12 protein-coding genes are annotated in these 14995 nt (G+C 72.6%); 8 read left to right on the forward strand and 4 right to left on the reverse strand.

What is annotated here, in order from left to right:
• Window positions 1–297 precede the first annotated feature (297 nt).
• The gene (locus OHS59_RS23690; protein WP_328495411.1) at window positions 298–1560 is read left to right on the forward strand and encodes a PucR family transcriptional regulator; all 1263 of its coding nucleotides are present in this window, start codon (window positions 298–300) and stop codon (window positions 1558–1560) included.
• A gap of 4 nt (window positions 1561–1564) precedes the next feature.
• On the opposite strand, the gene OHS59_RS23695 is transcribed toward OHS59_RS23690, so the two are convergent.
• Window positions 1565–2014, reverse strand: coding sequence for a DUF5707 domain-containing protein (locus tag OHS59_RS23695; protein ID WP_328495412.1), 450 nt, complete (start codon window positions 2012–2014; stop codon window positions 1565–1567).
• Window positions 2015–2365: 351 nt separating this feature from the next.
• Here OHS59_RS23695 and OHS59_RS23700 point away from each other — a divergent pair, with 351 nt between their 5' ends.
• The 4 genes from OHS59_RS23700 to OHS59_RS23715 all read left to right on the forward strand — a co-directional run bounded on the left by OHS59_RS23700 (window position 2366) and on the right by OHS59_RS23715 (window position 7856).
• The gene (locus OHS59_RS23700) at window positions 2366–4789 is read left to right on the forward strand and encodes a sensor histidine kinase (RefSeq protein WP_328495413.1); all 2424 of its coding nucleotides are present in this window, start codon (window positions 2366–2368) and stop codon (window positions 4787–4789) included.
• Entirely contained in the window at window positions 4786–5484 is a 699-nt protein-coding gene (locus tag OHS59_RS23705; protein ID WP_328495414.1) for a response regulator transcription factor, read from the forward strand. Before OHS59_RS23700 ends, OHS59_RS23705 begins: the two co-directional genes overlap by 4 nt.
• Window positions 5481–5849, forward strand: a complete 369-nt coding sequence (locus OHS59_RS23710) for an SCO4225 family membrane protein (RefSeq protein WP_443061485.1) — start codon at window positions 5481–5483, stop codon at window positions 5847–5849. Before OHS59_RS23705 ends, OHS59_RS23710 begins: the two co-directional genes overlap by 4 nt.
• Window positions 5850–5936: 87 nt before the next feature.
• A complete protein-coding gene (locus OHS59_RS23715) occupies window positions 5937–7856 on the forward strand; it encodes a glycoside hydrolase family 5 protein (protein ID WP_328499325.1) in 1920 nt (639 codons plus the stop codon).
• 209 nt (window positions 7857–8065) lie between these two features.
• On the opposite strand, the gene OHS59_RS23720 is transcribed toward OHS59_RS23715, so the two are convergent.
• Genes OHS59_RS23720 through OHS59_RS23730 form a run of 3 tightly spaced genes read right to left on the reverse strand, consistent with a single transcriptional unit; the run spans window position 8066 to window position 11395 of the window.
• Window positions 8066–9424 (reverse strand): MFS transporter, encoded by a 1359-nt coding sequence (locus tag OHS59_RS23720; RefSeq protein WP_328495415.1) that lies wholly within the window; start codon window positions 9422–9424, stop codon window positions 8066–8068.
• Between the two features lies 1 nt (window position 9425).
• Window positions 9426–10364, reverse strand: a complete 939-nt coding sequence (locus tag OHS59_RS23725; protein WP_328495416.1) for an amidohydrolase family protein — start codon at window positions 10362–10364, stop codon at window positions 9426–9428.
• Window positions 10365–10369: 5 nt separating this feature from the next.
• Window positions 10370–11395 carry an amidohydrolase family protein gene (locus OHS59_RS23730; protein WP_328495417.1) on the reverse strand — a complete coding sequence of 342 codons (1026 nt, stop codon included), beginning with the start codon at window positions 11393–11395 and terminating at the stop codon, window positions 10370–10372.
• 235 nt (window positions 11396–11630) lie between these two features.
• Here OHS59_RS23730 and OHS59_RS23735 point away from each other — a divergent pair, with 235 nt between their 5' ends.
• From OHS59_RS23735 to OHS59_RS23745, 3 genes are read left to right on the forward strand one after another with little or no spacing between them, the layout of a single operon-like run.
• The gene (locus tag OHS59_RS23735; protein ID WP_328499326.1) at window positions 11631–12323 is read left to right on the forward strand and encodes a response regulator transcription factor; all 693 of its coding nucleotides are present in this window, start codon (window positions 11631–11633) and stop codon (window positions 12321–12323) included.
• 10 nt (window positions 12324–12333) lie between these two features.
• Window positions 12334–13869, forward strand: a complete 1536-nt coding sequence (locus OHS59_RS23740; RefSeq protein WP_328495418.1) for a sensor histidine kinase — start codon at window positions 12334–12336, stop codon at window positions 13867–13869.
• Complete coding sequence (locus OHS59_RS23745; RefSeq protein WP_328495419.1) at window positions 13866–14879, forward strand: TAXI family TRAP transporter solute-binding subunit; 1014 nt, start codon at window positions 13866–13868, stop codon at window positions 14877–14879. The genes OHS59_RS23740 and OHS59_RS23745 overlap by 4 nt, the downstream gene beginning before the upstream one ends.
• The last annotated feature ends 116 nt before the right edge of the window (window positions 14880–14995 follow it).

Consider the following 14995-nt stretch of genomic DNA (forward strand, 5'->3'; position numbering starts at 1 on the left):
GAGCGCAGCGGAACAGGGCGTCCTGGACGCCCTGTTGCATGACTTCGGGATGTGTTGCCCGGCGCTTCGATTCATCTGCGGATCCGCGGTCCCCCCGGGCGGCTGCGCGGTTTCCATTAAGCCCAGGCAGCCCGGGTGCCACAAGCGGATCGAGCCACAAGTGCGCCGGGATCAAGGAACTTTGCGCACTGTGACAAATCGGCCGTCGACATATCCTTCACCGATTCACCCGGAGTGATAAGTGTCCGTCCGGATTTCACCTGTCGGCACCCTGGCCTCGGTGACATGCTCATGTTCATGGGGAGCCTCTTCGCCGAGCTGGCCCGGCGGGCGTCGGCCAACGCACGCCGCGAGGTCGAGACGTACGTGCGCGAGATCCCGGAACTCGGGTCGCTGGACGTGAACTCCCGGGCCAGGGACGAGACACTGGAGTACTCGGTGTGGTTCAGGCGCCGCACGCTCGAACTGGCCCCCGTCAACGGCATGCTGACCGACGCCGACCTCGTCTTCATCGCGTCGATGGGCGAGTCGCGGGCCGGGGCGGGGATGTCGCTGGATTCACGGCAGCGGGTCCTGCGCGTGCACACCGAACTCATGCTGCGCGAGATCAACGAGGCCACGGAGGCCCAGCGCGGCGGCGATGTCGACGAACTCATGCGGATCATGAGCTGGTTCGCCCCGCAGGGCGAGCGCGGCATCGGCGCCTACCGCCAGGGCTTCGTGACGGCGCTGCGACGCCGTCTCCCGTACGCCGAACAGATCGGCCTGCTCGCCAGGTCACTGCTCTCCGACGACCCCATGGCGGCGGAACTCGCGCTGCTCACGGGCGTGGAACCGGCCGGGTACTACGCGGTGACGGTGATCCGGATGCCCGACCGCCCGGTCGGAGACCGCGACCTGGAGAGCGGGATCGAGGCGCTGGTCAGGGACCACCAGGTGCCGGTCACCTGGTGCCCGGAACGCGGCGGCACGGGAGGGGGCGGAGGTGAGGGCGGGGGCAGAGGCGGTGAGCTGATCGCCCTCGTGCCCGGTGGCGGTCCGGACACCGTGCGGTCGGCCGCCCTGCCCGACCTTCTGGCCGCCCCCGATCCCTCGGCCGTCCCCGACCTCCTGCGGGACGTCGCCCGGGCCATCGGCCCACTGTGCGCGGTCGGCACCGCGGGCGCGCCGGTGGGCGAGCTGGCCGGCGCCCTCGACCGGGCCCGGCGGATCAGCAGGGCGGCCCCCCTGCGGCGTACGTCCGCGAGGCTGCGGCCGCACACCCTGGCGGACGTCTTCGTCGAACTCACGGTCGCGGACGTGCCGTACGTGGACGAATGGCTCCGGACCGTGGCCCGGCGCCTCGAACCCGGCCCGGACCTCCTCCTCACCCTCGACGCGTACTACCGCCACGACATGAACCGCGGCTCCGCGGCGGAAGCCCTCAACGTCCACCCGCGCACCCTGGACTACCGCCTCCGCCGGGTACGGGAACTCACGGACATCGACCCGGGCTCGACGCGGGGCGTACGGATCCTGAGCTCGGTCGTCGCCCGGAGTCTCTCGGGAGCGTGGCGGTGAGCGGTCAGCGCGTGACGTCGAAGGCCGCGGCACGGGGTACGAACGTCGTGCCGCCGTCCTCGGCCGTCGCCAGCGCGGAGATGTGCCAGGTGCCCCGGTCCAGCCCGGCCTCCTCCTTCTTCGTGACCTTCAGCGTGTAGGTGCAGCGGGACGTCCCGTCCGAGGTGCTCCGGCAGTCGGCGCTGTCCACGGACCGCAGCTCCGCCTCGGTCGGGTCGAGCTTCGAACTCGCGGGCCACGCGATGACCTTGAGCCCCCGGACACCCGAGTCGTCGCTCACGTCCGTGGTGAAGGTCAGCGAACCCGCGCCGCTGCCGGTCGGGGCGACGTAACGGGCCGACGTGCCGCTCAGGGCCGGCTCCGAGGAGGACGAGGCCATGGCGAATCCACCGGCGGCGACACCGCCCACGACAGCGAAACCGACGAGCGACGAGATGAGAATGCGCTTGGACATGGGATATCCCCCTGAATTGGTCTGGAATTCGTGCGGAATCAGATGCGCTTCACAACTGTGGAGAAGCGGTACGCGCATTTGCTAGGGCGGGCCGCTTTCTCGATGTGTCCGAGATTAGGGGCCGGGGCATCGCGTGGTCGTCGCGCTGCCGGATGACTGCCGTCTCGAACCAGAGATGGAGACCACCGCCTCGCCGTCCACCCGGCCGTCCCGGTCAGGTCACGTCTCCAACCCTGGTAAGAGACGGGAATCCACCCTCAGCCGGAGCCGGGCCGCCCACCTGCGGCCATAGCCTTGGTCCGCCATGAAACCCGCCGTGAACTCCCTCGTGAAGCTCCCCTGAGGCCCGCCATGAACCGCACCGACGACCGGCTGCTGCCGGTTCTGCTGCTCTGCGCCCAGGCCCTGGTGTGGCCCGGTGCGGCACTGGTGCGCGGGACCGCACCCACCACCTCCGCGCTTCTCGTGGCGGTCCTGGTCGCCGGATCGGTGACCGCCGCACTCGCGCTGCGCCGGGCCCGTCCGGTGGTCACCCTCGTCCTGGTCGCCGCCGCCTGCGCGCTGGGCGCCGGGCCGCTGCCCGTCGGGGCGACGGCGGTGCTCGGGACCGCGGGCGTCGGGCTCGCCCTGTTCACCGTGGCGGCCGAACGCGACACCTTCACCGCCGTGCTGTGCGGGGTGGCGCTCGCCGTCTGGCAGCTGCTGCAGAACCTCACCCTGCACGGACTCAGCGAACGCGACGGACTCGACCTCGTCCTGACCGCCCTGCTGTACGCCGTCGCGTGCGGCGCCGGCCTGCTCGTACGGCGTACCCGGCGGGCCCGGCGGACGGCCGAGGCGCTGCTGAAGCGGGCCGAGACCGAACGCCACCGGCTGCCGGCCGTGGAGCGGCGCCGGATGGAAAGGGAGCTGCACGACGTCAGCGCCCACCATCTGACGGCCGTGGTGGTCACGGCGGGCGCGGCCCTCGGACTGCGTGAGCGCCGGCCCGAACTGGCCGAGGAGGCACTCGGGTTCGCGGTCGAGACCGGGCGTGAGGTCACCCGGGCGCTCGGTGCGGTGCGGGCGCCGGCGCCCTCGCGGGAGGAACTGCCCTCGCCGGAGGAACGGCTGCGGGAACTCGTCGCGGGGTTCCGGCGGCTCGGCCAGCCCGTGGACTGCGAGATCGGCCCGCTGCCGGACGGGGCCGTCGCGGACGCGGCCTTCGGCATCGTGCGCGAGGCGCTGACCAACGTGGCCCGGCACGCACCCGGCGCCCACACGGTGGTGCGGTGCCGGTACGGCGACACCCGCACGGACGTCGTGGTCACCAGCGCGGCGCCGCCCTCCGGTGCGGTGGCCGCGGCGGCGCACGGGGCGGGTCTGGGCGGTGGGCGCGGGCAGGGGTTCCTGCGGTCCCGGGCGCGGGAGGCGGGCGGGACCCTGACCAGTGGGGCGACGGCGGAGGGTGGCTGGGAGGTGCGGGCCGTTCTGCCCGGCCGGAGTGCCGCGCCGGCGGAGCGGGGGGTCGCGCGGAGCTATCGCTTGGCGCAACTGACGGCTGCCGTCGGGCTGGTGGTGCAGCCGTTGCTGCCCGTGCTGGTGGTCCGGGCGGAGGCCATGCCGCCGGGCGGGAGTGGTGGGCGGGTGTCCGCGGGGCTGCTCTTCGCGCTGCTGGCTGCGGCTCAGGTGGTCGCGCTGTTGTGGTTGCGGCGGGCGCCGGGGTTCGCCTGGGGGGTGCTGCTCGGGCTGGCGCTTCTTTGGCCTCTGGCGATGGAGGTGGGGGAGTACGGGGGGCCGGTGCTCGTGCCGGTGGGGTTGAGCCTGCTTGCCACGTGTGTGGGGGTTGAACGGGTCGGTCGTCTTGCTGTCAGGGATTGCGCCGTTCCCCGCGCCCCTGGGGGGTGGAGGGCTGGGCGGGTTGGTCGTCTTGCTCCTGAGGATCGCGCCGTTCCCCGCGCCCCTTCGGGGGTTGTCGCGGGTGCCGTGGGGGTGCATGCCGTGGCTGTGATCGTCGCCGTGACGGGGCGGGAGGTGTCTGTTCCCGGCTGGGCGGTTGCCGTGGGCTCGGTGGGTGGGGTCGGTGCGGTGGTCTGTGCGGCGCTGTGGGCCGGGGTGCTGCGGGGACGGCGGGAAGGGGTCGCGCGAGGAGTGCGGGAGGCGCGGGTCGCCGGGTGGGCGGGGGAGGCCGTCCGGGACGCCTGGGCCGAGCGCCGGCGGATCGCGGCCGGGCTGGAGACCACCGTGCTGGCCCGCACCGCCGACATGGTCGCCCAGGCGGAGGCGGGCCGTCTCGACACGACCGCCGAACGCGCCCGCGAGGCCCTCGCCGCGATGCGCGCCCTGCTCGACACGGTCCGGGACAGTGAGGGGGAGAGGCAGCCCGAACTGCGGCCGCAGCCCACCCTCCAGGCGCTCGACCTGCTGGCCAGGCAGTGCCGGGCCACCGGTCGCGACGTCGAGATACGGCTGACCGGCCGCGTACCGGAGCGGCTGCCCACCGCGGTGGATCTGGCCGCCTACCACGCGGCCGAGACGGTGCTCGCGGCCGGCGGCGAGGAGCCCGCGGTTCTCGAATTCGACACGGACGGCGATACGTTGACGCTCACGGCCACCGGGGTCCCCCGCGCCGCCCGCCCCGCCGTACGGGAACTGCTGGCGGCGCGCGCCGCCGCGCTCGGCGGCACCCTGGACACCGACCGGCCGGGCACGGTCGGGCTCCGGCTGCCACTCGCACCGGTTCAGCGGCAGGACGGCGTCATGCCGTCCGAGGAGACCGAGGAGAGGGAGCGATGAGCCTCAAGGTGCTGGTCGTCGACGATCAGGGCATCGTGCGGGCGGGGTTCGCCGCCGTGATCGACGCCGAGGAGGACATGACGGTGGTCGGCGAGGCCGCCGACGGAGCCGCCGCGGTGCGTCTCGCCGCGGAACTGGCCCCCGACGTGGTCGTCATGGACGTCCGGATGCCCGTGCTCGACGGCATCGCCGCCACCCGCATCATCACCGGCCGCCAGGACGCGCCCCGGGTCCTGGTGCTGACCACCTTCGACCTCGACTCGTACATCTTCGACGCGCTGCGGGCCGGGGCGTCCGGGTTCCTGCTCAAGGACGTGCACGCCTCCGAACTGCTGCAGGGGATCAGGGTGGTGGCCGCCGGGGAGAGCGTGCTGGCACCCTCCGCGACCCGTCGGCTCATCGGGCACTACGCGTCGGGAGCGAGCGCCGGCGTACGGGCCGGGGGCGGTCCGAGCGAACTGGACAGCCTCACCGGCAGCCAGCGGGGCGTCCTCGCCCTGGTCGCGTCCGGGCTCAACAACGCGGAGATCGCCGACGAACTCGGCATCACCGTCGGCACGGTCAAGTCCCACGTCAACGCGCTGCTGCGCAAACTCGGCCTGCGTGACCGCGTACAGGCGACGATCCTCGCGTACGACCTCGGCCTCGCCCGTCCGAATCCGCCCGGCACCGACCCGAGGAGTACAGCCCCGTGACCGCCAAGAGCTCAGGCTCCGGCCGAACCGCCTTCACGCGCCTCCCGCGCCCTACGGACTTCGCGCGGTGGCTGGGGCGCGCTCTCGGTGACGTCTTCGCGCTCGTCTACCTGGCGGTCTGTGCCGGTCTGCTCGTGTGGGCCGTCGTGGTCAGCACGAGGGACAGCCCGGACGCGTCCATGGCGGGCGTCATCCCGCTGCTCGCCACCGCCCCGGGCAGCTTCGTGCCGCTGATGCTGCTGCCGGAGGGCGCCGCGACGTTCGTCGGCACCGTCGCGTTCGGGGCGGTGCTCAACGCGCTGGTCATCGGCGTGTGCGCCCGCGCGCTGCGCCGCGGTGGGAGTGCTTCCGGCCCGGTGTCCTGAATCGCCGCGCAGGCCTGGACCAGCACCGTGCCGTCCATCATGATGACGCTGCCATGACAACATAGTCCTCGGGACGGGACGGTGACCGTGCGCGGATCCTTCGGCAGGGCGATTCTGGTCGCCGCACTCCTTCTGGGACCCCTCGTTCCCTCGGCCTCGGCCTCGACCGGATCGGAGTCCGCCGCCCGCGAGGGCGCCACGGCCGCGGCGGACTGGACGGCGCCGCTCAGCACGCGGGGCCGCTGGATCGTCGACGCGAACGGTGACCGGTTCAAGCTGCGGTCCGGCAACTGGCACGGGGCGAGCGGCACGTGGAACGGCAGCGGCAGCGTGGACGACGACGCGAACCACCACGCGGGGGAGAACTCCGGGCGGATACCGCTCGGCCTGGACCGGGCGCCCATGGCCGAGATCATCGCCGGGTTCCGGGAGATCGGGATCAACAGCATCCGGCTGCCCTTCTCCAACGAGATGGTCCACGACAGCCGCCCCGTCACCGACGACGCGGTCGCGGCCAACCCGGCGCTGCGCGGCAGATCACCGCTCCAGGTGTACGACGCCGTGGTCGGCGAACTCACCGCCGCCGGGCTTGCCGTGATCCTCAACAACCACACCAACACGACGCGTTGGTGCTGCGGGGTCGACGGCAACGAACGCTGGAACGCCTCCCGGTCCGTGCAGACCTGGGAGGACGACTGGCTGTTCATGGCCCGCCGCTACAAGGACAACAAGCGGGTCGTCGGCGCCGACCTCTACAACGAGGTGCGCCGCAACATCCTGGACGACCCCAACTGGGGTCTCGGCGACGACCACGACTGGTTCGCCGCCTCCCAGCGCGTGGGCGACCGCATCCTCACCGAGGCCGACGCCGATCTGCTCATCGTCGTCGAGGGCATCAACTGGACCGGGATCCCCGTCGACGGCTTCGCCCACGGGCGCCCCACCCTGGAGCCCGTACGCAACCTCTCGCACACCCTCGTCGACTCCGGCAAGCTCGTGTACTCCGCCCACTTCTACGACTACACCGGCCCCAACCACAGCGGCGCCACGGGTACGGGCGAGACCACCGACCCCCGCTACCGCGACTTCAGCCCCGCCGAACTCGTCGACGTCCTGAACCGCCAGGCCTTCTTCGTCACCGCCGAACAGGACCAGCACTTCACCGCGCCGGTCTGGATCAGCGAGTTCGGGGTCGGCGGGCGGACGGAGACCAACCCCAAGGCGCGGGCCTGGTTCGAGAACTTCGTCGACCACCTCGTGCGGACCGACGCCGACTTCGCGTACTGGCCGCTCGTCGGCTGGCACGAGAACCGCACCGGCAACGGGTGGGCGCTGCTCCACTGGGACGCGGCGGGCCACCGCATGGGCCTGTACGACGGCGACGACTGGCGGGCCGCCGCCTGGACGCGGCTCATCGGGGCCACCGGGCGCACGGGTCCGGTCGCCCCGGTGTCGGAGTGGTCCATGCTCAGCCCCGACCACGGGGACTTCATCGCCTCGCGGCGGATGCGGGTGCTGCCCGACTGGGACGCCGGGGCCCGCAAGGCCGTCTGCCCCGACGGGCAGCGGCTCCTCGGGCTCGCCCACACGGGCAACCGGGGACTGTGCTCCGACGTGACCACCGGGCCGCTGGCCGCCTCCGGCGGCGGGTACGAGGTCGTCAAGGACGAGCGGTACGTGAAGGCGGGGGGTGACTGGGCTTCCGGGTACACGAAGGTGCAGTGCGCCGACGGGCAGTTCGTGTCGGGGTACAGCGTGCGGGGCGCCGCGGTTTCCGGTGCGCTGTGCACGGTTGCCCCCGGCGGGGTCATCACCGGGACCGGTGGTCGTACGGTGTGGTTCGACCGGGGGGACAACAGGGGGGTGTCGCCCAAGGGGGGTGACTTCGCCAACGGGCGCTACAAGGGGCAGTGTGCGGACGACGAGTACGTGGCGGGTGTCGCGTACACGGGCCGTATCGGGTCCTCCCGCACCCCCGATGCCCTCTTCTGCCGAAAGCTCCGCTGATGGTTGCGAGTCGGGTGCGGGCCGGTGGGGGTGACCCGCGCAGTTCCCCGCGCCCCTAAAGGCAAAAGACTGCGCCGTTCCCCGCGCCCCTGGGGGCTGCGCCCCATCTTGGGGGCGCGGGGAACGGCGCATCTTTCAGGGGCGCGGGGAACTGCGCGGCCGGCCACAGGCGACCCGCACCCGACAGCCCACCCCCGGTAGGGCGCCCCTCACACCGGGACGCGGACCCGCCGGGACTCCGTCTCACGCAGCCGTGCGGACCGCGTCCGCGTCCCGAACGCGGCCAGCGTCACCGCGCCCACCAACCACGTCCCGGCGATGAAGTAGAAGACGCTCTGATACCCGTGCCCGGTGTAAAGCGCCGCCACGATCAGCGGACCCGCCGCATTGGACAGCCGCCCCAGCCCGTAGGACACGCTCGTGCCCAACGACCGGGCCCGCGTGTCGAACAGCTCGGGCGAGTACGCGTACGCCAGCGCCGTGTAGCCGCGCTCGAAGAGGTTCACCAGGAAGCCGAACACGATGATGAGCACCGGGTTGAAGGTGAGCCCGTACAACAGCCCGCATATCGCGATCACCGTGCCGAAGGCGACCAAACACCACTTGCGCTCGAAGCGGTCGGTGACCAGCGACGCCAGATAGCAGCCGAGCGGCGCTCCGACCGTGGTGAGAGCCACGTAGAAGACGGACTTCTCGACGCTGAAGCCCTCCTTGGCCAGCAGCGTCGGCGCCCAGCTCGAATAGCCGAAGAAGCCGATCGTCTGCGTCATCCACAGGACGGACAGCAGGAGGGTCGGGAGCAGGTACTTCTTCTGCAGCAGCAGCCTCAGCGGAGCCTTCGTCGACGGTGTCTCGGCGACCGGCGGCGCGGGCTCGGGCAGCGGCCCCTTCTCCGCCGCGACGCTCGCCTCGATCTCCGTCAGGACCGCGTCCGCCGCCGCGTGCTCGCCCCGGCTCTCCAGCCAGCGGGGTGACTCCTTGAGCCGGCCGGAGAAGAAGACGAGCAGGACGCCCAGCGAGCCCCAGAGGTAGACCAGCCGCCACGACCAGTCGTTGAGCGGGACGACCGCGCTGGCGATGAGGTTGGTGACGGGCGTGCCGCAGATGCCGATGGCGATGGCGTACGCCTGGTACTTGCCGCGGATCGCCGACGGGTACATCTCGTTGACGTAGACGACCCCCACGACGGTCATCGCCGACAGGCCCGCCGAGGTCAGGACCCGGAACACCCCGAGCGAGACCAGGTCCCAGGAGAACACCGCCGCGAACGAGGAGATGCCGAAGAACAGGGTGGTCCATATCAGGGCCCGTTTGCGGCCCCACCGGTCGGCTATGGACCCGGCGACGATCGCGCCGATGAACATGCCGACGAAGGAGAGAGAGGTGACGTAGGCGACCTGGTCGACGGTCAGGCCCCAGAGTTTGATCAGTTTCGGCGCGGTGGTGGCGAAGCTGTTGATGTCCGCGAACTCGAAGAAGTACGCGAAGGCGACGGCGAGCAGGGTGACCTTGTGGAACCGGGAGACCGGAAGCCTGTCCAGCCGGTTCAGGGCGTTGGAGTGCTGCATGTCAGTAGTCCTCGCCGGGCCAGTACAGGCCCATCGGGTTGGCGACCAGGAGCTTGTGCCGCTGCTCCTCGGTGACGGCCACGTGCGGCACGTGGTCGACGAGGAGGCCGTCGTCCGGCATGTGGTCGGTGAGGTTGGGGTGCGGCCAGTCCGTGCCCCACAGCACCCGGTCGGGGAACTCCGCCACGACCCGGCGGCCGAAGGGGACGACGTCCGTGTAGGCGTGGCGCTCGCCGTCCAGGGCGGCCGGGCCCGTGACGGTGAGGCGTTCGGGGCAACTCACCTTCACCCACACGTCGTTGTCCTGCACGAAGCGGAGGAAGCGCGTGAACTGCGGTCCGTCCACCGGCTCGGTCACGTCAGGACGCCCCATGTGGTCCACCACCAGCGGGACGGGGAGCGAGGCGAAGAAGCCCTCCAGCTCCGGCAGGTCGACGCTCTCGAAGTAGAGGACGACGTGCCAGCCCAGCGGGGCGACCTTCCTGGCGATGGTGAGCAGGTCGTCGGCGGGCGAGGTGTCCACCAGCCGGCGTACGAAGTTGAAGCGCACCCCGCGCACACCCGCCGCGTCCAGGGACAGCAGCTCGCTCTCGGCGATGTCCGGGCGGACCGTCGCTATGCCGCGCGCCCGGCCTCCGGCCGACCGGACGGCGTCGACCATGGCGCTGTTGTCGGCGCCGTGGCAGGTGGCCTGCACGATGACGTTCCGGGCGACGCCCAGGTGGTCGCGGAGCGCGAACAGGTCCTCCTTGCCGCCGTCGCAGGGCGTGTACCTGCGCTCCGGCGCGAAGGGGAACTCGGCCTGCGGGCCGAAGACATGGCAGTGCGTGTCGACGGTGCCCGGCGGCAGCAGGAAGGCGGGCGCGGACGGATTCCCGTACCAGTCCAGCCAGCCGGGGGTCTTGGGGGCGAGAGGGGCCGCGGGGGAAGGAGCGCTCACGAGGCTCACCGCCCCTGGCGCTTCAGGAGGGCGTCCAGGCGCGGGTACACCGCTCGGGCGTTGTGCTCCTGGACCGCCGCCAGGTCGTCCGCGGGGAGGTCGGCGGCCTCCGCGTACCGGCGGGTGTCGTCGAAGTGGAAGCCGGTGCACGGGTCGATGTCCCGGACCGCGCCGATCATCTCCGAGGCGAACAGGATGTTGCGGGCCGGGATCACGTCGTACAGGAGGTCCGAGCCGGCCTGGTGGTAGACGCAGGTGTCGAAATAGACGTTGCCCAGGACGTGTTCTTCGAGCGGCGGTTTGCCGAGCGCCATCGCCAGGCCCCGGAAGCGGCCCCAGTGGTACGGGACGGCGCCGCCGCCGTGCGGGATGACGAAACGCAGGGTCGGGAAGTCCGCGAACAGGTCGCCCTGGACCAGCTGCATGAACGCCGTGGTGTCGGCGTTGAGATAGTGCGCGCCGGTGGTGTGGAAGGCCGGGTTGACGCTCGTACTGACGTGGATCATCGCCGGGATGTCGTACTCGGCCATTTTCTCGTAGAGCGGGTACCAGGAGCGGTCGGTGAGCGGCGGGGCCGTCCAGTGGCCGCCCGACGGGTCCGGGTTCAGGTTCACCGCGACGGCGCCGAACTCCTCCACGCAGCGGGTGAGTTCGGGTATGCAGGTCGCGGGGTCGACACCCGGCGACTGCGGGAGCATCGCGGCGGGCACGAAGCGCTCCGGGTACAACTCGGCGACCCGGAAGCAGAGTTCGTTGCAGATCGCCGCCCAGGCCGCGGACGTCTCGAAGTCCCCGACGTGGTGGGCCATGAAGGACGCGCGCGGCGAGAAGACCGTGACGTCGATGCCGCGCTCGTCCATCAGCCGCAACTGGTTCGGCTCGACGCTCTCACGCAGTTCGTCGTCGCCGATGCGCGGGTCCGCGCGGTCGGGTGCGGCCGACGGGTCGGTGAGGGCGGCGGTCTGCCGATCGCGCCAGGCCGCCAGGGCCGGTGGAGCGGTCGTGTAGTGACCGTGACAGTCGATGATCATTACGGGGTCCTTCGCAAGCCGGGCTGCTCTGCTGGGCGCACTGCTGAGTACCGCTGGGTGCCGTGCAGCCTCACCCCGCCCCGCGCCGCCGCACGAGAGGACCGAACACAGAACTAACGTCCCCTTAACACTCCGGCGGGTGCGGGGCCGGTGTGGTCTACATTCGGTTGCGTGGCTACGGGGAGTGGCCGCGGCGCACGGGAGTGCCATGGCGTGGCCGAAGGAGGTGGACAGGGTGCAGGTACTGCTGGCCGAGGACGACGACGGCGTGGCCGCGGCGCTCGTGGAGGCCCTGTACGACCACGGCCATGTCACCCGGCGGGTCCGCTACGGCAGGGACGTACTCACCTACCACCGCAGCTCCGACCTGCTCCTTCTCGACCTGGGACTGCCCGACACCGACGGCCTCGACGTGCTGCGCGCGCTGCGGGCGGTGAGCGACCTGCCGGTGGTGGTGCTCACCGCGCGCGGCGACGAACGCTCGGTGGTGCGCGGGCTGCGCCTCGGCGCCGACGACTACCTCGTCAAGCCGGTGCGCCTCGCCGAGCTGCTCGCCCGCATCGACGCCGTCACCCGGCGTAACGCCGCGAGGAACGCGCCCGCCGCCGCGCCCGCCGTGCGGACGGTCCGGGCCGGTGACGTCGAGGTGGAGCTCGACGCGCGCCGGGTCCGGGTCGGCGGGGCGGAGGTCGAGCTGACCACCAAGGAGTTCGACATCCTCGCCGTGCTGGCCGGGCGCGCGGGCACGGCGGTCAGCCGCGAGCAGCTCCTGGACGAGGTGTGGGGCGACGCCCACCACGCCGTCTCCCGCTCCCTGGACGTCCACCTCACCCAGCTGCGTGCCAAGCTGCGCCGCCCCGGCCTGCTCACCACGATCCGGGGCTTCGGCTACCGCTTCGGGACCTCGACGCGCACCGACGAGGACTGAGGGGCGAGGCGTGCGCACCAGGGTCCAGGCCGCGCTGCTGCTGTTCGTCGTGATCGCGGTGGCCGCGTTCGCCGTCCCGCTGCTGCTGTTCACCGCGTCCGACCGCACCCAGCAGCTGGTGCTGGCCCGCAGCGCGGACCTCGACCGCTTCGCGGCCCTGATGGACCAGGCCGCGGCGACCGGCGACACCTCGGCCGTCGCCGCCGAGGCCCGGCGCTACACCGAGCTGTACGGCGAACCGCTCGTCGTCACCGACACCCGCCGCAGAACCGTCGTGCAGACCGGTGGGATGCGGGCCGGGGATCCGGCCGTCACCGAGCTGCTCGACGCGGCGCTGCGCAACCAGACCGCGCATCCCTCGGGCGCGCTGCGTCCCTGGTCGCGGGGGTACCGGATGTTCGCCGAGCCCGCCGGAACGGGGACGCGGGTCTCCGGGGCCGTGGTGCTGCGGGCCTCGGTGGGGACGGCCGCGGACGAGATCACCCGGCGCTGGGCCGCCGTCCTGGCGGGGGCCGCGCTGGTCGCCGTCGCCTGCGCGGTCCTCGCGCGGGCCGCGACGGGCTGGGTGGTCAGCCCGCTGCGCCGGCTCGACCGGGCGGTGGGCCAGCTCGCCGCGGGGCTCCCGCCCGAACAGACCCGGGCGGGCGGCCCGCCGGAACTGCGCCAGCTCGCGATCGGCTTCAACCGCATGGCGCGTACGGTCACCGCCGCCCTGGAGCAGCAGCGCAGACTCGTCGCCGACACCTCCCACCAGATGCGCAACCCCATGGCGGCGCTGCGGCTGCGCGTCGACGCCCTGCACACGCACCTGGCCCCGTCGGGCGAGCGCACCTACACCGGGGTCACCACCGAACTCGACCGGCTTGAGACCCTCCTCGACGATCTGCTGGCCCTCGCCACCGCGGAACACCGGGCCGGGGAGCTGACGGTGACCGACGGCTCGGGCGTCCACTGCGACGCGACGGCGGTGGCGGCGGACCGGTACCGCCTGTGGGAGCCGGTCGCCGGACGCGCCGGAGTCCGGCTGACCCTCGAATCCGCCACGCCCCCGGTCCCGGCGGCCTGCACGGACCGCGAACTCGCCCAGATCACGGACATCCTCCTGGACAACGCCATCAAGTACGCGGGCCGGGGCGCCGGGATCACTCTCCACTGCACCACCGAGCACAGCGCCGACGGCATCCCGGCGGTGGCGGTCCTCACCGTGACCGACGACGGCCCCGGCCTCGACGCGGACGAACTGGCCCTGGCCGGCACGAGGTTCTGGCGCTCGGGCCGCCAACGCGAGAACGGCACGGCGGGTACGGGCCTGGGCCTGGCCATCGCCGAACAACTGCTGGCGGGACGGGGCGGCCGACTGGAGCTGACGGCGGCGCGACCGCGCGGACTGCGGGCGAGGGCGCTGGTCCCGGTGGCGGTGGCGGTGAGCGGCGGCACCGACGGCCGGGGTGGCGCAGATGATCGTTGCGACGCGCCCGACGGCCGGGGCGCACACGACGGCCGGAGCACGCACGACGGCCGGGGCGCGCCCGGGGATGCGCGATGACCCCCCGCCCCCGCCCCGGCTCCCGCCCCGTCGACCGCCGCACCCTCCTGCACGCCGCCCTCGGCACGGCGGCCGTCGCCGTGCTCGGTGGCGCGCTCACCGCCGACACCTCCGGGCAGCGCCCCGGCCCGAGCGGTGTCCTGCGCGTCGCGACCGGCGAACCCACGGCGTTCTACGAGGCGTTCGGCCGCCTCCTCACCGCGGAACTGGAGTCGGCGTACCCCCGCCTGAGCTGCCGCGTCCGCACCACCGCGGGCAGCCTCACCAATATCGAGCTGCTCCGCGACCGCCGCGCCGACCTCGGACTCGTCCTCACCGACACGGCACTGGCCGCCCAGGGCACCGACCTCTTCCCGCGGCCGGTGCCCCTGCGCGCGATCGGCCGGGTGTACGAGACCTACCTGCAGTTCGTCGTCCGCGCCGACTCACCCGTGCGCGAGGTGTCCGACCTGGTCGGACACCCGGTCTCGCTCGGCGCGACCGGGTCGGGCGCGGCCGTGCTCGGCGAACGGATCCTGCACGCGGCCGGCCTCACCCCGGGGACCGACGTACCCGTGCTCCACCTTCCGCTGGCCGACGCGGCCGAGGCGATGCGGGCCGGTTCGATCGACGCCCTGATCGTCGCGGGCGGCGTGCCGCTGCCCGTCCTGTCCGGCCTCGACGAACGCCCCGGTCTGCGGTTCCTGCCGCTGGCCGGGCTGCTGCCCCGGCTCGGCGGTCGCGACGGCCGGGCCGGTTCCGGTCTGGAGGAGGTGTCCCTGCCGCAGGGCGCGTACCGGTCGGCGGGCGGGGTCGAGACCATCGGGGTGTCCAACCTGCTGGTGTGCCGCCCCGACCTCCCGCACGCCGTAGCCGAGGCACTGACCCGCCTGCTGGTCCTGCGGGCGACGGCCCTGGTCCCCGACAACGCCGTCGGCACCCAGTTCCTCGACGTCGGCAGCCTGATCGGCACGGGTGGCATCGCCCTGCACCCCGGGGCGGCCGAGGCGTACCGGGCGCTGCACGGCTGAGGCGGGGAGGGGGCGTGCATAGGCGGACGGGTGGTGAAAGGGCGCAATCGAGTCGGGCATCAATTCGAGTGCGCGCTCCCCGGGTGACAAGGGCTTTCCAAGATCTTTCGGCTGCT

It is taken from the genome of Streptomyces sp. NBC_00414 (assembly GCF_036038375.1).
Lineage (GTDB): Bacteria > Actinomycetota > Actinomycetes > Streptomycetales > Streptomycetaceae > Streptomyces.